Annotated in this window: 16 protein-coding genes; 3 read left to right on the forward strand and 13 right to left on the reverse strand. The window is 59.1% G+C overall.

The window, feature by feature from the left end; genetic code table 11:
* Nucleotides 1–121: 121 nt before the first annotated feature.
* Together CUR33_RS00110 and cobA are read left to right on the forward strand one after the other, a co-directional pair.
* Nucleotides 122–1789, forward strand: coding sequence for a bifunctional protein-serine/threonine kinase/phosphatase (locus tag CUR33_RS00110; RefSeq protein WP_289238318.1), 1668 nt, complete (start codon nt 122–124; stop codon nt 1787–1789).
* A gap of 434 nt (nt 1790–2223) precedes the next feature.
* Nucleotides 2224–2961, forward strand: a complete 738-nt coding sequence (cobA, locus tag CUR33_RS00115; RefSeq protein WP_289238319.1) for a uroporphyrinogen-III C-methyltransferase — start codon at nt 2224–2226, stop codon at nt 2959–2961.
* Between the two features lie 132 nt (nt 2962–3093).
* Here the strand turns inward: cobA and CUR33_RS00120 are convergent, their stop codons facing one another.
* The 8 genes from CUR33_RS00120 to ppsA form a co-directional block, all read right to left on the reverse strand.
* Entirely contained in the window at nt 3094–4059 is a 966-nt protein-coding gene (locus CUR33_RS00120; RefSeq protein WP_090255896.1) for an OmpA family protein, read from the reverse strand.
* A 99-nt stretch (nt 4060–4158) separates the two neighbouring features.
* On the reverse strand, nt 4159–4758 hold the full coding sequence (sigX, locus tag CUR33_RS00125; RefSeq protein WP_090255897.1) for an RNA polymerase sigma factor SigX: 600 nt from the start codon (nt 4756–4758) through the stop codon (nt 4159–4161).
* 88 nt (nt 4759–4846) lie between these two features.
* Nucleotides 4847–5662 carry a mechanosensitive ion channel family protein gene (locus tag CUR33_RS00130; RefSeq protein WP_090255898.1) on the reverse strand — a complete coding sequence of 272 codons (816 nt, stop codon included), beginning with the start codon at nt 5660–5662 and terminating at the stop codon, nt 4847–4849.
* A 2-nt stretch (nt 5663–5664) separates the two neighbouring features.
* Nucleotides 5665–5910: a CrfX protein gene (locus CUR33_RS00135; protein ID WP_090255899.1), complete on the reverse strand. Its 246-nt coding sequence runs from the start codon at nt 5908–5910 to the stop codon at nt 5665–5667.
* Between the two features lie 54 nt (nt 5911–5964).
* Nucleotides 5965–6960: a zinc transporter ZntB gene (locus tag CUR33_RS00140; RefSeq protein WP_289238320.1), complete on the reverse strand. Its 996-nt coding sequence runs from the start codon at nt 6958–6960 to the stop codon at nt 5965–5967.
* A gap of 20 nt (nt 6961–6980) precedes the next feature.
* Nucleotides 6981–7469, reverse strand: coding sequence for a ribonuclease E activity regulator RraA (rraA, locus tag CUR33_RS00145; RefSeq protein ID WP_090255901.1), 489 nt, complete (start codon nt 7467–7469; stop codon nt 6981–6983).
* Between the two features lie 159 nt (nt 7470–7628).
* The gene (locus tag CUR33_RS00150; RefSeq protein ID WP_289238321.1) at nt 7629–8636 is read right to left on the reverse strand and encodes an alpha/beta fold hydrolase; all 1008 of its coding nucleotides are present in this window, start codon (nt 8634–8636) and stop codon (nt 7629–7631) included.
* A 142-nt stretch (nt 8637–8778) separates the two neighbouring features.
* Nucleotides 8779–11154, reverse strand: coding sequence for a phosphoenolpyruvate synthase (ppsA, locus tag CUR33_RS00155; RefSeq protein ID WP_090255903.1), 2376 nt, complete (start codon nt 11152–11154; stop codon nt 8779–8781).
* 180 nt (nt 11155–11334) lie between these two features.
* Here ppsA and ppsR point away from each other — a divergent pair, with 180 nt between their 5' ends.
* A complete protein-coding gene (ppsR, locus tag CUR33_RS00160; RefSeq protein WP_090255935.1) occupies nt 11335–12153 on the forward strand; it encodes a posphoenolpyruvate synthetase regulatory kinase/phosphorylase PpsR in 819 nt (272 codons plus the stop codon).
* Between the two features lie 67 nt (nt 12154–12220).
* Here the strand turns inward: ppsR and prpF are convergent, their stop codons facing one another.
* From prpF to CUR33_RS00185, 5 genes are all read right to left on the reverse strand, one after another.
* Nucleotides 12221–13408 carry a 2-methylaconitate cis-trans isomerase PrpF gene (gene prpF / locus CUR33_RS00165; protein WP_289238322.1) on the reverse strand — a complete coding sequence of 396 codons (1188 nt, stop codon included), beginning with the start codon at nt 13406–13408 and terminating at the stop codon, nt 12221–12223.
* Nucleotides 13409–13510: 102 nt separating this feature from the next.
* Nucleotides 13511–16120, reverse strand: coding sequence for a Fe/S-dependent 2-methylisocitrate dehydratase AcnD (gene acnD, locus CUR33_RS00170; protein WP_289238371.1), 2610 nt, complete (start codon nt 16118–16120; stop codon nt 13511–13513).
* Between the two features lie 11 nt (nt 16121–16131).
* Nucleotides 16132–17289 (reverse strand): bifunctional 2-methylcitrate synthase/citrate synthase, encoded by a 1158-nt coding sequence (gene prpC / locus CUR33_RS00175; protein ID WP_289238323.1) that lies wholly within the window; start codon nt 17287–17289, stop codon nt 16132–16134.
* A gap of 40 nt (nt 17290–17329) precedes the next feature.
* Complete coding sequence (gene prpB, locus CUR33_RS00180) at nt 17330–18214, reverse strand: methylisocitrate lyase (protein WP_289238324.1); 885 nt, start codon at nt 18212–18214, stop codon at nt 17330–17332.
* Nucleotides 18211–18942, reverse strand: coding sequence for a GntR family transcriptional regulator (locus CUR33_RS00185; RefSeq protein WP_289238325.1), 732 nt, complete (start codon nt 18940–18942; stop codon nt 18211–18213). Before CUR33_RS00185 ends, prpB begins: the two co-directional genes overlap by 4 nt.
* Nucleotides 18943–18995: the final 53 nt, after the last annotated feature.

Here is an 18995-nt window from a genome sequence, read left to right on the forward strand (position 1 = left end):
GGCAGCGCTTATTGCACTGGTCAGGAAAGGCGGGAGAAGTCGGCAGCGGCTCTCCTTAGCTGCCTCACCAGCCTCGCCTTTATCTCGGCGCTTCTTCAGACGCCTACTCAGGAACCTCTGCATGGCCTTGCAACTGACCTTCGGCGAAGCCAGCGCCACCGGCCCGCGTAGCGAAAATCAGGACGCCATTCGCGTGGTCACCCCGGCTCCGGCCCTGGCGGCCAGCAAGGGCTACCTGTTCGCCCTCGCCGATGGCGTTAGCCAATGCGCCGACGGCGGCCTGGCGGCGCGCGCCACTCTGCAGACCTTGGCCCTGGATTACTACTCCACCCCGGAAACCTGGGCGGTAACCCAGTCGCTGGACCGTGTGCTGGTCGCGCACAACCGCTGGCTGCAAGCCAATGGCGGTGGTCAGCCACTACTCTCCACGCTGAGCGCGCTGATCCTGCGCGGCCGGCGTTTTACCCTGGCGCACATCGGTGATTGCCGGGCCTACCGCTGGCTGAACGGCACGCTTGAGCGCCTCAGCGAAGACCATGTGTGGGAACAACCCGGCATGCAGCATGTGCTCAAGCGCGCCATGGGTCTGGACCAGCACCTGGTAATGGATTATCTGGATGGCGAGCTGCGTCAGGGCGAATGTTTCGTGTTGGTCAGCGACGGTATCTGGGCCACCCTGGGCGACGCGGGCATTCAACGCATCCTCCACGATGAACAGGACCTGCCCGCCGCCAGCAGTGCGCTGGTCAATGCCGCGCACCTGGCCGGCAGCCAGGACAACGCGAGCGCCCTGCTGCTGCGCGTTGAGGCATTACCGCAAAGCGATCTGGCCGACACCTTGGCGCAACTGCAGCACTGGCCGCTACCAGCCAAACTGCGTGAAGGGCAGAATTTCGAAGGCTGGCAGATTGAGCGACTGCTGGCCGAATCGCGCCAATCGATGGTGTATCGAGTGCGTGATGCTCAGGCGCGGCGCTGGCTGCTGAAAACCCTGCCGCCCAACCGCAGCGATGAGCAGCAAGCCGGTCATGCACTATTGCTTGAAGAATGGTTTGTGCGCCGCGTGGCCGGGCGTTTCTTCGCCGAAGTGCACCCGCTGCCGCTGCGTCAGCATCTTTACTACGTGCAGCGCGAATACGCCGGACAAACCCTGGCCGAACACCTGCGCCTGAGTGGCCCGCTGGGCCTTCCGGAATGGCTGGACATCGCCCCCCGACTAATCAAAGCACTGGGTATGCTGCACCGGCGCAATATCCTGCACCGCGATATCAAGCCGGAAAACCTGCTGTGGGGCGATGACGGCGAGCTGCGCGTGCTGGATTTCGGCCTGGCCTACTGCCCCGGCCTGACCCGCGATGAAGCCTGCGAGCTGCCCGGCACGCCCAGCTATATAGCCCCGGAAGCCTTTACCGGCGCAGCACCCAGCCCACAGCAGGATCTCTACAGCGCAGGCGTTGCGCTGTATTTTCTGCTCACCGGGCATTACCCCTATGGCGAAATTGAAGCCTTCCAACATCCACGCTTCGGCCAGCCGACTCCAGCCAGCCGCTATCGCCCGGATTTACCCAGCTGGGTCGACGACAGCCTCAAACGAGCCCTGAGTGCCGAACCGAAACAGCGCTATGAAACCGCCGAAGAATGGCTGCTCAACCTGGAGCAGGCAGAACGTAAATCCCTCAGCAGCCGGCCACGGCCACTGCTGGAACGTGAACCGCTGCTGGTCTGGCGAGGCGTGGCCTTGTTTTCCCTGCTGCTGAATCTGCTCCTGCTGATCGGGCTGCTGCATTAAAGCCGCCACTTTCGCACCAACACTGCGCAGGATGCCTTTAAACGGTGCGTAAAACCTCACAAAACAGCTGTAACTTGCTGATAAGCCTTGAAAATACGCACCATACAAGTTGGCACAAGCTCTGCATTGCTGATTGCACAATTTAATAAAGCGCGGCCTCAACGAAGAAGGTTGCACTTCCCGATAGAACGGGACTTGGACAAAGGCGTCCTCGCTAGGTGACTAGCGGGACGCCTTTTTTGTGGCCAGCCATCCATGGCTGCCACCCTACGGGCCGTCGCGGGGCGACGTCAAAAATTGCTCCCGGCAATTTTTTGTTTTGCGTGAGTTTTATTAAGCAGATTGATGGCCACCTAAATGACTGTTGGAACAAGGCTGCTGAGTAGCCAAGTCAAACCATTGCTGGTGATATACACGGGCTTGAGGAGATCAATATGAGCGCAAAAGTCTGGCTGGTAGGCGCAGGCCCCGGTGACCCGGAGCTGCTGACCCTAAAGGCGGTTAAAGCCCTGAACCAGGCCGAGATCGTGATGATTGATGACCTGGTCAATCCCGCCGTACTGGAGCACTGCATCAACGCGCGGATCGTGCCGGTAGGCAAGCGCGGCGGTTGCCGCTCCACGCCACAGGCGTTTATCCATCGCCTGATGCTGCGTTATGCCCGCCAGGGTAAATGCGTCGTGCGCCTGAAAGGCGGCGACCCCTGCATCTTCGGTCGTGGCAGCGAAGAAGCCGACTGGCTGAGCGAGCACGGTATCGAGGTGGAAATGGTCAATGGCATTACAGCAGGCCTGGCCGGAGCGACCAACTGCGGCATCCCTCTGACACTGCGCGGCGTAGCACGCGGTGTCACCTTGGTTACCGCGCACACCCAGGATGACAGCAGTCTCAACTGGCCTGCTCTGGCTCAGAGCGGCACAACGCTGGTGGTGTATATGGGCGTGGCCAAACTGGCAGAAATCCGCGAGAGCCTGCAGGCAGGCGGCATGCGCGCCGACATGCCGGTGGCCTTGATCGAGAACGCCTCCCTGCCACACCAGCGCGAATGCCGCAGCAGCCTCGCGGCCATGCAACAAGCCGCCCACGACTTCAAATTGAAAAGCCCGGCCATTCTGGTGATTGGTGAGGTCGCGGCTCAACCAAACATACAGCTAGCTGCTATCAGCGCCTAACCACTTCGCGAAGTTCCAATTGCCTGCCACCAGCGGGCTTTTTTACATGGGTTTTTCTTTATGGGCCGCCATGGATGGCGGCCCATAAAGAAAAACCCGGCCGAAGCCGGGTTTTCTATACAGCCAGATCGATTACTGCTTGATCTGAGCTTCTACTTCAGCTTCTACGCGGCGGTTAACAGCGCGGCCAGCGTCGGTAGCGTTGTCAGCAACCGGACGAGCTTCACCGTAGCCAGCAGCGTTAACGCGAGCAGCGTCTACACCGTACTGGTTAACCAGCACGTCACGAACAGCGCTTGCACGACGCTCGGACAGGTTCTGGTTGTAGGCATCGCTGCCTTTGGAGTCAGTGTGACCTTCAACCACGGTGGTGGTCTGTGGGTACTGCTTCATGAAGTCAGCCAGGTTCTTGATGTCGCCGTAGCTTTCTTCTTTAACGCTGGCTTTGTCGAAGTCGAACTTAACGTCCAGCTCAACGCGAACCAGTTCCATCGGCTCTTCAACAGCAACCGGCTCTGGAGTCGGCTCAACAGCAGCAACGGCAACTGGAGCTGGCTTGCTGCCACCACCGAAGTTCATGCCGATACCGACGCTTGGTGCCCACTCGGTGTCGCCTTGGTCGATGTTGTACTGAGCTTCAACGCCAGCACGGGCGTAGAAGTTGTCAGTGAAGTAGTACTTGGCGCCGCCGCCGATGTTGGCGAAGGTGGAGCCGTTACGACCATTGCGACCGGACTGACCGATGCTCTGATCCGAGAAACCTGCAGAAACGTAAGGACGCAGTGCGTCGCCAGCGTTGTTGAAGTGGTACAGAGCATCCAGAGCGGTGTTCGAGCCCTTGATGTTGCGGCCATCTTCGCCACGAGCGTTGTGCACTTCGTCGTAGGCCAGACGCAGTTCAACGTCGTCAGTCAGGTAGTAGCCGATGCTGCCGCCGAACAGGTTGCCGTTGTTTTTGAAGTCACGGGCGCTGTCGAAGATTTCCTTCTTGGCAAAACCCTCCACTTCGACAGCGCCTTGACCCTGAGCCAGAACGCTGAGGGAGGAAGTGGCCAACAACGAGCCAATGACAACGCCTAAAGTGTTTTTCAATTTCATTACTAATGTTCCCTATCTTGGTGGTCAGTAAGTTGTCTGACGAACACAAGACAACTCAGCCGGCAATTCTACCAGAATTAACCGTTAGCTAGGACGGCTTTATTCAAGATAAGTTTCAGCGCTGTCCGAAAATTTATCGCGCAGCCGGTCAAGTGCACGTTTATAACGCATTTTCGTGGCGCTCAGGCCCATGTGCATAATGTCGGCAATCTCCTGAAACTCCAGTTCCGCGACAAAACGTAGCACCAGGATTTCCCGATCAATGGGATTGACATGCACCAGCCAACGATCAAGGCCGCCTTTATCCTCAGGCTTTGGCGCTTTTTCTTCGGATGCTTCTTCAAGCGGGTCCAAACTTAAGGCGTCAATAAGGCGACGTTTGCGCCGCTCCTTGCGATATTGAGTAATACATTCGTTGTAAGTAATGCTGTACAACCAGGTTTTGAACTTCGATTTGCCCTCAAAGTTCTTCAGGCCATATAAGACCTTGAGCATGACCTCCTGACAAACATCGTCAGCATCACGGTCATTGCCTAAATAACGCGCGCAGACATTGAACAACGTGCGCTGATAACGACGCATCAGTTCTTCATAAGCACGGGTTATGTGAAACAACTCGTCGTGGGCACGCGCCACCAACTCTTCGTCCGAGAGTTCGCGGGGGTCGTAACGCAGAGACGCAGAGTGGGCTTTATTCAAAACGAGTCGGGCCGACAGTCAGGACATAAGCCAGCGCAGCCTGTAAGTCAGGCTGCGGATTGGCCGCATACAATAACAGGGATTAGCCTTAGCGGCTGCTTACCTGCTGCTCGAGCAAGGTGCGGTTAGCCACAGAAACCAGTTCGCCGGCTTCCGTCAGCAACGTGGTTTTGACCGTACCGATTTCCTCGATCTGCCCTTCGACCTCACCTACCTGCACTTGTTGCCCAACCTCATACAACTCACGCACATAAATACCGGCCAGAATCTGGCTGGCAATGTCGCGACTGCCCAGGCCCAGCGCCAGCGCGACCGCGAGGCCGACCGAGATCAGCACGATGGCGATCACGTTGTTGAGCAGATCGGTTTTCACTTCCAGCTGACCAATCGCCACCGAAATGCTGATGATGATCACCAGCCCCTGAGCCACGCGGCCCAGGCCACTTGCATAGTCCAACCCGACGCCTTCTGCGGCACCGCGCACCAGGCCGCTGACCAGCTGCGCCAGCAATACGCCCGCGAGCAGCACCAAAGCCGCACCGAAGACTTTTGGCAGGTACAAAGCCAGTACATCAAGGGTCGCAGAAACTCGCTCCAGGCCCAGCGATTCGGCGGCGGTCACCAGGAAGATCAACAACACGAACCAGTAGACGATCTTGCCGATCAGGGTCGACACCGGCACCTGAATGCCGGCGCGGCTCAACAACTTGGTCAGGCCAGTGCCAGCCATCAGGCGATCCAGGCCGATCTTGCCGAGCAATTTCGACAGCAGCGTATCGAGGAACTTGGCGACCACAAAACCCAGCAGCACCACCACCATGGCGCCAAATAGACGCGGGATAAAGGCGGCAATCGGGGACCAAACGCTGGCCATCGCATCAACCAGAACTTGAGTAAATTCCATGCTCAGTCAGCCTTATTAACAGTTGAATCGGTGGTTTTACGACGCGAGACCGGCGCCACATGCGCCGAGCCGTTGTTCAGGGCCAGCATCAATGCGCCGGCCCAGTGTCCCATCAGGGCAAACAGATCACCCGCACCGACTTGGCGGTTGGCGGTTTTCAGCACGCGATGCAGACAGGCGTCATCGTCGTGACTCGAGGTGGGCGACTTGAGCAAATCGCGCAGTGATTCTTCAAAGGGATCGTGCATGGCGCACCTCACAGGATGTGTCGGCTAGACGAGACGAGTACAGAGCAAGTCACATCAGATCCAACGCAAGCGACGAAAAAGCAGCCACTGCACCAGCGCAACGGCGGCCATCAGCGAACACGCCAGCAGAAAGCCATGGGGGCTTTCTGAACCGGGAATACCGCCGACATTGATACCGAGAAGGCCGGTAAGAAAACTCATTGGCAGGAAAATCCCGGTGATGATGCCGAAGCGGTACATGGTGTGGTTCATCCGCTCATCCATGCGCCGATTTTCCGCCTCAAGCAGCAGGTTGACCCGCTCACGGCTCAACTCCAGCTCTTCAAGGTAGCGCGTCAGGCGGTTATTCAGCTCGTTCCAGTAGCTGCTATCGGCTCCGACCAGCCAGGCCTGAGCACTGGCTGTGAGTTGCCCGTAGATATCCCGCTGTGGCGACAGAAAACGTCGCAAGCTGGCGGCGCGCCGGCGGATTTGCAGTAGCGCGGCATGATCAGGGGCCTGACTCTCCAGCGCATCGGCACGCTCTTCCTGATCATCGACCTGCTCGGACAACTCGCCGACCAGCAGCTCGATCTTGTCAGTCAGGTAATGCGCCAGGCGCAAAATCAGCTCAGCCGAGGTTTTCGGCCCCCTGCCCGCCAGCAAATCCTCGATCAAGGCTTCGGTTGCGTGCAAAGGCCGCAAGCGCAGGGAGATCGCGCGCTGCGCATCGGCAAAAATGCGCACCGAGACCATGTCTTCAGGCTCGGCCCCTGGGTTGAGGTTAAGGCCACGCAGGAACAGCAACAGTTGCTGCTCAGGCAACGCCAGCAGACGTGGGCGAGTGTTCTCTTCCAGCAGCAGGTCGCAAGCAAAAGCGCTCAGACCACTTTCTGCACGCAACCAAGTTTGCGTCTGCGGATGACTGCGATCCCAATGCAGCCAGAGGCTTTCCTGCTCGCTTAGGACCAGGCCTTGCAGCTCCTGCCGGGCAATGCTGCGGGCACCGCCGTGACCATTAAGGACAAAGGCGTGCACCAGGCCCCATTGCGCGTTGTCACCTTCGTGCATGACGGTTTCCTGCAAGCGCCCTACTCCGGCATCTGCAGTGCAGAGGGCGAGATGATCACGCCATTATTGTCGGCGTAGATAAACTCACCCGGGCGGAAGGTCACGCCGCCAAAGGTCACTGCGACATTAAGGTCACCGATGCCACGCTTGTCGGTTTTCATCGGGTGACTGGCCAGGGCCTGAATGCCCAGATCGGTCTGCGCCAACACATCAACATCACGCACGCAGCCGTACACCACAATCCCTTCCCAACCGTTCTTCGCGGCTTTCTCGGCGAGCATATCGCCCAGCAGCGCGCGGCGCATGGAGGCACCGCCATCCACCACCAACACTTTGCCTTTGCCCGGCAGGTCGACCTGCTCCTTGACCAGTGAATTGTCCTCGAAGCACTTGACGGTGACGATCTCGCCACCGAAGGAATCACGGCCACCGAAGTTGCTGAACATCGGCTCAACCACCTGGACCAGCTCCGGGTAGGCGTCACAAAGATCGGGAGTGATGTAATGCATGGCAAAGCTCCTTGGATGTTGTAGGTCAGCTGACAGAGCAATCACGCCCTGCTGTGCAGCATTGAGCCACAGACGGGGGCACAACGGGCAAACGCCACACGCCCCATCTGTATCGATTCACGCTTTCAGTAAAAAGGCCGGACACCGGCCAGCGCCTGCCTATTCAGGCGAAACCACGTTGTTACGCGCTAACTCGGCTTGCGCCAGCTCAGCAGCGACCTGCGGACTCTTGCGCAGCCACTGTTCGACCAACGGCCAGACCTCAAGTTGCGCTTCTTTACTAACCAGCATCTCAACATGGCCGAAATCACCGCTGAAGCCATGCTTCTTACCTAGACAGAGAAACTCACTCAAGGGCGATCCAAATTGCTTGAGCAGTTTTTCACACGCCCAGACCGGGTCTTGATGGTCACCCAGCGCGGCCACAGCCATTACCGGAACACGCACCTCGGCCAGCCCCGCCCACCAATCGCGGTCAGTATCACCAAAGCGGCCGAACAGGCCGTGCCAGCGCAAACTTTCGACTGCAAGACCTATCGGCTCATCCTCCGGACCACGCTTGAGCCGTGACCCGGAAATCACCGAGAACCGTTTGAGTAGCAAGCGGCTACCCCACTCCAGCGGCGGCAGTTTCAACGGCCAGTAAACCCGGCTGATCTGGCTGCCAAACAGGACGCTGGAAGCGATTTTATCTTCACTCAGATACTGCCCACCGAGTGCGCCGGCCAGAATAATCCCTCCAAGGGAATGGCCTAACCAGTGAGCCTTCTGCGGATTCTGCTCATGCACAAAATCAGCAATTGCCGGCAGATCGTAGCGCACGTAGTCACTGACCGTGTTGCGCGAATAGTCACGATTGCGCGGCGACAGGCCATGGCCACGCATTTCGGCAATCCATACATCAAAACCGGCGCGCGCCAAGTAAGGCCCCAAGCCAATGCATTTGGGGGAATACCAGAAGCGCCGGTTGGAAAAACTGCCGGGAATCAGAATCACCGGCACGCCACGTACCTGTTCATGACCAGCACGACCAAGACGAGTCAGTGCCAGCTCGACACTGTTGTCCGGACTGTTACCGGGTTTGAGACGATAGACATCCTCGCTCAAATCGCCCCGAAACTCTGCACTGATCAAGGTGACGGGGAAAAGCTCACTGCTGCTTTGCATCTATCTTCGCTCTGGTACAACCAATTGCCGGGAGCAATTCTTTCACGTCGCAAGCGACGGCCCGGAGGGGGACAGCACAGGATGTGCTGGCACAAAAAAGGGCAGGATCAACCCGCCCTTGAACAGAGATTTAAACGCGCTATCAGGCTGGCGCTTGGCCTTCAGCCAGGAAGAACCAGGTATCAAGTACCGAATCCGGGTTCAGCGAAACACTTTCGATACCCTGCTCCATCAGCCAGCGCGCCAGATCCGGGTGATCCGAAGGACCCTGACCGCAGATGCCGATGTACTTGCCAGCCTTGTTACAGGCCTGGATGGCATTGCTCAGCAGCTTCTTCACGGCCGGATTACGCTCATCGAACAGGTGCGCGACGATGCCCGAGTCACGGTCCAGGCCCAGGGTCAGCTGGGTCAGGTCGTTAGAACCGATGGAGAAACCGTCGAAGAACTCGAGGAACTCTTCAGCCAGAATCGCGTTGGATGGCAACTCGCACATCATGATGACTTTCAGGCCATCCTGACCACGGGCCAGACCGTTGGCGGCCAGCAGATCGACCACCTGACTGGCTTCCCCCAGGGTACGCACGAACGGCACCATGATCTCGACGTTGGTCAGGCCCATCTCGTTGCGCACTTTCTTCAGCGCGCGGCACTCCAGCTCGAAGCAGTCGCGGAACGATTCGCTGATGTAACGCGAAGCGCCACGGAAACCGAGCATCGGGTTCTCTTCTTCCGGCTCGTAGAGTTTGCCGCCGATCAGGTTGGCGTATTCGTTGGACTTGAAGTCCGAAAGACGCACGATGACCTTCTTCGGCCAGAACGCAGCGGCCAGGGTGCTGATGCCCTCAACCAGCTTCTCAACATAGAAATTGACCGGATCATCGTAACCGGCAATGCGTTTCTCGACGCTGTCCTTGATCTCCGGCGGCAAGCCAGCGAAGTTCAGCAGCGCTTTCGGGTGCACGCCGATCATGCGATTAATGATAAATTCCAGACGCGCCAAGCCGACGCCTTCATTCGGCAGCTGAGCGAAGTCAAATGCGCGGTCGGGGTTACCGACGTTCATCATGATCTTGAATGGCAGCTCGGGCATGGCGTCGACCGAATTCTTGCGAATATCGAAGCCCAGCTCGCCTTCAAAGATAAAGCCGGTGTCGCCTTCGGCGCAGGAGACCGTAACACCCATGCCATCTTTCAGTACCTGGGTGGCGTTGCCGCAACCGACCACGGCTGGAATACCCAGCTCACGGGCGATGATCGCGGCGTGGCAGGTACGCCCGCCACGGTTGGTGACGATGGCGCTAGCGCGCTTCATCACAGGTTCCCAATCCGGGTCGGTCATGTCGGAGACCAGCACATCGCCGGGCTGGACTTTGTCCATCTCGGACACGTCATGGATAACCCGCACGCGGCCCGCACCGATCTTCTGACCGATCGCGCGACCTTCCACCAGCACGGTGCCGGTTTCCTTGAGCAGGTAGCGCTCCATCACATTGACGTTGGTGCGGCTTTTCACCGTTTCAGGGCGCGCCTGAACGATGTACAGCTTGCCGTCATCACCGTCTTTGGCCCACTCGATGTCCATCGGACGACCGTAGTGCTTCTCGATGATCATCGCCTGCTTGGCCAGCTCGCTGACCTCAGCATCAGTCAGGCAGAAACGCGCACGTTCGGCACGGTCCACATCGACCACCTTGACCGATTTACCGGCCTTGGCTTCGTCGCCGTAGATCATCTTGATGGCTTTGCTGCCCAGGTTGCGGCGCAGAATTGCCGGGCGACCAGCTTCCAGCGTCTGCTTGTGCACGTAGAATTCGTCAGGGTTGACCGCACCCTGCACCACAGTTTCACCGAGGCCGTAGGCGCCGGTGATAAACACCACGTCGCGGAAGCCGGATTCTGTATCGAGGGTGAACATAACGCCGGCGGTGCCGGTTTCCGAACGCACCATGCGCTGCACGCCAGCAGACAGCGCGACCAGTTTGTGGTCGAAACCCTGATGCACGCGGTAGGCAATAGCGCGGTCGTTGAACAGCGAGGCGAATACTTCTTTGGCAGCGCGGATCACGTTGTCCACACCGCGAATGTTCAGGAAGGTTTCCTGCTGACCAGCAAACGAGGCATCTGGCAGGTCTTCGGCGGTGGCCGAGGAGCGCACAGCAACGGCCATATTGTCGTTACCACCAGCCATTTCGGCGAAGGCGGTACGGATCTGGGCGTTCAACTCTTCGGGGAAAGCAGCGTCCATCACCCACTGACGGATCTGCGCACCGGTTTTGGCCAGCGCGTTAACGTCATCAACATCAAGGGCGTCGAGCGCAGCATGAATCTGATCGTTCAGACCGCTCAGTTCAAGAAAGTCCCGGTAGGCCTGGGCTGTAGTGGCGAAACCACCAGGCACCGAAACTCCGGCACCGGCAAGGTTGCTGATCATCTCGCCCAGGGAGGCGTTCTTGCCCCCTACGTGCTCAACATCGTGATTGCCGAGCTTGTCGAGGGAAACTACGTACTCTACCAAGGTGATCTCTCCACTAAGGTGTTGGAAAAGCTCAAGGGGCTGGGGAAGCTCGGCGGCATACATGCCGGCACGATTGTGGCCTGGCCCTGGAAAATAAGTAACAATGCAGGCCGGGTCGGCCCTGCAAAGGCGGGCCTATGATAGCCAAGATTCGTCCTCAGCTTAAGGCCCATGGTGCAAATGAAACGAACCGCTTTTTTCATCTCCGATGGCACCGGCATCACCGCCGAAACCCTGGGCCAAAGTCTGCTGGCACAGTTTGAAACTATCGACTTCACCAAGCTCACGCGCCCCTACATAGACAGCGTGGAAAAAGCGCGCGCAATGGTACAACAAATCAATAGCGCCGCCGAGAAAGACGGCTCTCGCCCGATCATCTTCGACACCATCGTCAACCAGGACATTCGCGACATCCTGGCAGAGTCCGAAGGGTTCATGATCGATATTTTCGCAAGCTTCCTTGCGCCGCTCGAACAAGAACTGACTTCTCACTCCTCGTACTCGGTCGGCAAATCGCACTCCATTGGCCATAACTCGAATTACATGGAGCGCATTGAGGCAGTCAACTTCGCCCTCGACAACGACGACGGTGCGCGCACCCACTACTACGACAAGGCCGACCTGATCCTGGTCGGCGTTTCGCGCTGTGGTAAAACGCCTACCTGCCTGTATATGGCCATGCAATATGGCATTCGTGCCGCCAATTACCCACTGACCGAAGACGACATGGAGAGCCTGCAGCTGCCAGCCGTGCTGAAAAAGCACAAGGACAAGCTGTTCGGCCTGACCATCGACCCGGACCGCCTCACCGCCATTCGCCACGAACGCAAACCCAACAGCCGCTACGCCAGTTTCGCCCAGTGCGAGTTTGAAGTGCGCGAAGTGGAAAACCTGTTCCGCCGCGAGAACATCAACTTTATCAACTCCACCTATTTCTCCGTGGAAGAGATATCCGCGAAGATCTTGGTGGAAAAAGGTGTTGAGCGCCGCCTCAAGTAACTCGTACAACTCATTGAAGCTAATAGAAAAAGCTCGAACTCTTCGAGCCTTTTCTCATTTATAAACGCTACAAAGCATCGCCCGGCACACGCACCCAACCTTCCATCAAGATTCGCGCGCTGCGACTCATGATCGCCTTGGTTACCGTCCACTGACCGTCGACCAGCGCTGCCTGCGCACCAACGCGCAAGGTGCCGGATGGATGGCCAAAACGCACGGCTTCACGCGCACTGCCGCCCGCTGCCAGATTGACCAAGGTGCCGGGAATTGCCGCTGCGGTGCCGATGGCCACCGCGCAGGTACCCATCATGGCGTGATGCAGCTTGCCCATAGACAGCGCACGCACCAGCAGATCGATCTCGCCCGCAGGCACCGTTTTGCCACTGGAAGACAGGTAATCCTTTGGTTTAGCAACAAAGGCGATTTTCGGCGTGTGCTGGCGGGTAGCTGCTTCTTCCGCCGTTTTGATCAGCCCCATGCGCAACGCCCCCGCCACACGGATCTTTTCGAAACGCGCCAGCTGCTCAGGGTCACCGTTGATCTGCTCGCGCAACTCAGTGCCTTGATAGCCAATATCTTCAGCGTTTACGAACACGGTCGGAATGCCCGCAGTGATCATGGTTGCCTTGAAGGTGCCAACACCCGGCACGTCCAGGTCGTCCACCAGGTTGCCTGTAGGGAACATCGAGCCACCCTCCTCGCCGTCGTCAGACGGATCGAGGAACTCCAGCACGATCTCGGCCGCTGGAAAGGTCACACCATCCAGTTCGAAGTCGCCGGTTTCCTGCACATGGCCATTGCTGACCGGCACATGGGCAATGATGGTTTTCTGGATATTCGCCTGCCAGATCCGCACCACGCACACGCCGTTTTCCGGGATGCGCGCAGGGTCAAGCAGACCGGCATGAATGGCAAAAGCCCCGGCACCGGTAGACAGGTTGCCGCAGTTGCCGCTCCAGTCGACGAAGGCCTTATCGATCGAAACCTGACCATAGAGGTAGTCAACATCGTGATCCGGTTGACTGCTTTTCGACAAGATCACGCACTTGGAGGTCGAGGACGTTGCGCCGCCCATGCCGTCGATCTGTGCGGCATAAGGGTCAGGGCTGCCGATCACCCGCATAAACAGCTTGTCGCGCGCGGCGCCCGGCACCTGGCAGCTTTGCGGCAGGTCCTGCAGGCGGAAGAACACGCCCTTGCTGGTGCCACCACGCATATAGGTCGCGGGAATTCTAATCTGAGAGAGATGAGCCATGGTTTGGTCCTGGCTGAAAAGTGAAATTGCCGTAGGGTGGATCACGCTTCACCGTCGGTGCGTGAAGGCGGTGGATGGAAAAGCGCCATCCACCCTACGGAATCAGGCGACGGCGCCTTCGAGGAAGTCCTGAGCAAAGCGCTGCAGAACGCCACCGGCCTTGTACACATGCACTTCGGCTGCAGTGTCCAAACGACAGGTCACTGGCACCTTGACCACTTCACCATTGCGGCGATTGACCACCAGAGTCAGGTCGCAGCGGGGCGACACATCGCCCTGGATGTCGTAGGTCTCAGTGCCGTCGAGGCCGAGGGTCAGGCGGGTTGTACCCGGCTTAAACTCGACCGGCAGCACGCCCATGCCCACCAGGTTGGTGCGGTGAATACGCTCGAACCCTTCGGCCGCGATCACTTCCACGCCCGCCAAGCGCACGCCCTTGGCCGCCCAGTCACGCGAGCTACCCTGGCCGTAGTCAGCACCGGCGACGATGATCAGGTTTTGCTTGCGGTTCATGTAGGTTTCGATCGCTTCCCACATGCGCATCACCTTGCCTTCCGGCTCAACGCGGGCCAGCGAGCCCTTCTTCACTACACCGTCAACCACGGCCATTTCGTTGACCAACTGCGGGTTGGCAAAGGTGGCGCGCTGCGCAGTCAAATGGTCACCGCGGTGGGTGGCGTAGGAGTTGAAGTCCTCCTCTGGCAAACCCATTTTGTGCAGGTACTCACCGGCGGCCGAATCCAGCAGGATGGCGTTGGAGGGCGACAGGTGGTCGGTGGTGATGTTATCCGGCAGGATCGCCAGCGGCAGCATGCCCTTGAGCGTGCGCTCACCGGCCAGTGCGCCTTCCCAGTAAGGCGGGCGACGGATATAGGTGCTCATCGGGCGCCAGTCGTACAGCGGGCTTTCGGCTTCGGTGACAGTGCCCAAATCAAACATCGGGATATAAATCTGCCGGAACTGCTCAGGCTTCACCGAGGAGGCAACGATGGCATCGATCTCTTCGTCGCTCGGCCACAGGTCCTTGAGGGTAATCGGGTTGCCGTTCTGGTCATGACCGAGCACATCCTGCTCGATGTCAAAACGCACGGTGCCAGCAATGGCGTAGGCCACTACCAGAGGCGGCGAGGCCAGGAATGCCTGCTTGGCATACGGGTGAATGCGCCCATCAAAGTTGCGATTACCGGAGAGCACTGCGGTGGCGTAGAGGTCGCGGTCGATGATTTCCTGCTGAATCACCGGATCCAGCGCACCGGACATGCCGTTACAGGTGGTGCAGGCGTAGGCCACGATGCCAAAACCCAGCTGTTCCAGCTCGCTCAGCAGCCCAGCTTCCTCCAGATACAACTTGGCGACTTTCGAACCCGGCGCGAAGGACGTCTTGACCCACGGCTTGCGCAGCAATCCCAGCTGGTTGGCTTTTTTCGCCAGCAGGCCGGCCGCCACCACGTTACGCGGGTTGGAGGTGTTGGTGCAGCTGGTGATGGCGGCGATGATCACGGCGCCATCCGGCATCAGGCCCTCGCCCTCCTCCAGTTTGCCAGCAGCTAACTTGGCCTCGTCGGCAATGCCGCGCTCGTGCAGCGCCGAGGTCGGCAGGCGCTTGTGCGGGTTGCTCGGGCCGGCCATGTTGCGCACCACAGTCGACAGGTCGAAGGTCAGTACGCGCTCGTATTCGGCACTGACCAGGGCATCGGCCCACAGGCCGGTGGTCTTGGCGTAGTGTTCGACCAGCGCCACCTGCTCAGGCTCACGCCCGGTGAGTTTGAGGTAGTCGATGGTCTGCTGGTCGATATAGAACATCGCCGCCGTTGCGCCGTATTCCGGGCACATGTTGGAGATGGTTGCACGGTCACCGATGGACAGGCTGTCTGCGCCTTCGCCGAAAAACTCGACCCAGGCGCCGACCACACGCTCCTTGCGCAGAAACTCGGTCAGCGCCAGGACGATATCGGTGGCGGTAATCCCAGGCTGACGCTTGCCGGTCAGTTTAACGCCGACGATATCGGGCAAGCGCATCATCGACGGCAAGCCGAGCATCACGGTCTCGGCTTCCAGGCCACCGACACCGATGGCGATCACGCCCAATGCATCGACGTGCGGAGTGTGGGAGTCGGTGCCGACGCAGGTGTCCGGGAACGCAATGCCGCCACGTGCCTGGATCACCGGGCTCATTTTCTCCAGGTTGATCTGGTGCATGATGCCGTTGCCGGCCGGGATCACGTCGACGTTCTTGAATGCCGTCTTGGTCCACTCGATAAAGTGGAAGCGATCCTCGTTGCGGCGCTCTTCCACGGCGCGGTTCTTATCGAACGCATCCGGGTCAAAGCCGGCAAATTCCACAGCCAGGGAGTGGTCGACGATCAGTTGGGTCGGCACCACCGGGTTGACCTTGGCTGGGTCGCCACCTTGTTCGGCGATGGCATCACGCAGGCCGGCCAGGTCGACCAGCGCAGTCTGGCCAAGAATGTCGTGGCACACCACCCGCGCCGGGTACCAGGGAAAATCCAGGTCCTGCTTGCGCTCGATTAGCTGCTTGAGCGCATCAGTCAGCGCTGCGGGTTCGCAGCGGCGTACCAGTTGCTCGGCCAGCACGCGGCTGGTGTAGGGCAGTTTGGCGTAGGCACCCGGGGTGATGGCATCGACCGCCTCACGGGTGTCGAAGTAATCCAGCACCGTGCCGGCCAGCGGTTTGCGGTATTGAGTGTTCACTGGGCTGCTCATTATTTGCGGTCCTTGAGCGGCACAAACTTCAGGTCCTCAGGACCTGTGTAGTTGGCGCTCGGACGAATGATCTTGCCGTCGATGCGTTGCTCGATCACATGGCTGGACCAGCCGGAGGTGCGCGCGATCACGAACAACGGGGTGAACATGGCGGTGGGCACGCCCATCATGTGGTAACTGACGGCGCTGAACCAATCGAGGTTGGGGAACATCTTCTTGATGTCCCACATGATGGTTTCCAGGCGTTCGGCGATGTCATACATCTTCATGTTGCCCTGCTCAGCCGACAGCTCGCGGGCCACTTCCTTGATCACCTTATTGCGCGGGTCCGCCACGGTGTAAACCGGGTGGCCAAAGCCGATCACCACTTCCTTCTTTTCGACCCGCGCACGGATATCGGCCTCGGCCTCGTCCGGGGTGTCGTAGCGTTTCTGCACCTCGAAGGCCACTTCGTTGGCACCGCCATGTTTCGGGCCACGCAGCGCGCCGATACCGCCGGCGATGCAGCTGTACATATCCGAGCCAGTACCGGCGATCACCCGCGAGGTGAAAGTCGACGCATTGAACTCGTGCTCGGCATACAGGTTGAGCGAGGTGTGCATGGCGCGCACCCAGGATTCACGCGGCTTCTCGCCATGCAGCAGGTGAAGGAAATGCCCGCCGATGGAGTCGTCGTCAGTTTCCACCTCGATGCGCTTGCCGTTGTGGCTGAAGTGGTACCAGTACAGCAGCGCAGAACCCAGAGAAGCCATCAGCTTGTCGGCAATGTCACGGGCGCCAGGGTGATTGTGGTCGTCCTTTTCTGGCGACACGCAACCCAGTACAGACACGGCGGTACGCATCACATCCATCGGGTGAGCGGACGGCGGCAATTGTTCAAGCGCAACCTTCAATGCCGCCGGCAACCCGCGCAGGGCCTTGAGCTTGGCCTTGTAGCCGGCCAGCTCAGCCACGTTAGGCAATTTGCCGTGCACCAGCAGGTGGGCGATTTCCTCGAACTCGCAGCGGTTGGCAAAGTCCAGCACGTCATAGCCACGGTAGTGCAGGTCGTTGCCGGTACGGCCCACGGTGCACAGGGCGGTGTTGCCGGCAGTGGTACCGCTCAGGGCGACGGATTTCTTCGGCTTGAAGCCCGGGGTGGTGTCGGTGGCGCTCATATTTATCTCCTCGGATCTTTGTTGTTCTTCTAGATCGCTATCACTTTTTTGCGGCAAACAGAGCATCGAGCTTCTGCTCGAAGGCGTGGTAACCGATGCGGTCATAGAGTTCGGCACGGGTCTGCATCAGCTCGATCACGTCTTTCTGGTGGCCGTTCTGGCGAATCGAGGTGTAGACACTTTCTGCTGCCTTGTTGGCGGCGCGGAAGGCCGACAGTGGGTAAAGCTGAATAGCCACGCCCACCGAGGCCAGTTCGTCGCGAGTGAACAACGGCGTGGCGCCGAACTCGGTGATGTTGGCCAGTACCGGGACATTCAGCGCATCGACGAAGCGCTTGTAGGTCGGCAGGTCATAGGCCGCTTCGGCGAAGATGCCGTCGGCACCGGCCTCCACGTAACGCAGGCAGCGCTCGATCGCCGCATCCACACCCTCGGCTTGAATCGCGTCAGTGCGGGCAATCAGGAAGAAATCAGGATCGGTTTTGGCATCAGCTGCAGCGCGCACGCGATCAACCATTTCCTCGCAGGAGACAATCTCCTTGCCTGGACGGTGGCCGCAACGCTTGGCACCCACCTGATCTTCGATATGCGCGGCAGCGGCGCCGGCCTTGATCAGGTTCTTGATGGTGCGCTCGATATTGAAGGCGCTCGGGCCAAAGCCGGTGTCGATATCCACCAGCAACGGCAAGTCGCAGACATCGGTGATACGGCGCACATCAGTGAGCACGTCATCCAGGGTGTTGATGCCCAGATCAGGCAACCCGAGGGAGCCGGCGGCCACCCCGCCACCGGACAGGTAAATCGCCTTGAAACCTGCGCGCTGGGCCAGCAAGGCATGGTTGGCATTGATCGCACCGATCACCTGTAGGGGCGACTCGATGGCAAGCGCCTGACGGAAACGCTGGCCGGGGGAAAGCTGACTCATGACTCACCTCGTGGTTTGGCTGTCTTGGTGTGCGCGCCCGTGCTGCTGGAGAAATGGCGCTCGATATTGCGTTTGGAAGCCCCGATATGACGGCGCATCAACAACTCGGCCAATTCGCCGTCTCGGTCGGCGATGGCATCGAGAATACGATGGTGTTCGGCAAAGGCCTGACGCGGACGATTGGGCGTCGCGGAGAACTGCAGGCGGTACATGCGCACCAGTTGATAGAGCTCGCCGCAGAGCATCTGGGTCAGGGTCTTGTTGCCACTGCCCTGAATGATCCGGTAGTGAAAGTCGAAATCGCCTTCCTGCTGGTAATAACCGACGCCCGCCTTGAAGGCAGCGTCCTGCTCATGCAGGTCGAGCACCGCGCGCAACTCATCGATTTCTGCCTGACTCATGCGCTCGGCGGCCAGGCGACAGGCCATACCTTCCAAGGACTCACGAATCTCATAGAGTTCGATAAGTTCGGCGTGACTGAGCGACACCACCCGCGCGCCAATGTGCGGCACGCGCACCAGTAGGCGCTGGCCTTCCAGGCGATGAATCGCTTCACGCAGCGGGCCACGGCTGATGCCATAGGTGCGCGCCAATTCAGGCTCGGAAATTTTGCTGCCGGGGGCAATCTCGCCCTTGACGATAGCCGCCTGAATACGCCGGAAAACCTGCTCAGAAAGCGTTTCAGCATCTTCCTGGCTAGACTCGAGCGGCTCAATTAGATCAAGCATATTGTCGACACTGCGAAAATTAAGTGCCTGAAAACTACGCCCAGAAGACATTA

The organism is Pseudomonas sp. FEMGT703P (genome assembly GCF_002786345.1).
GTDB classification, from domain to species: domain Bacteria; phylum Pseudomonadota; class Gammaproteobacteria; order Pseudomonadales; family Pseudomonadaceae; genus Aquipseudomonas; species Aquipseudomonas peli.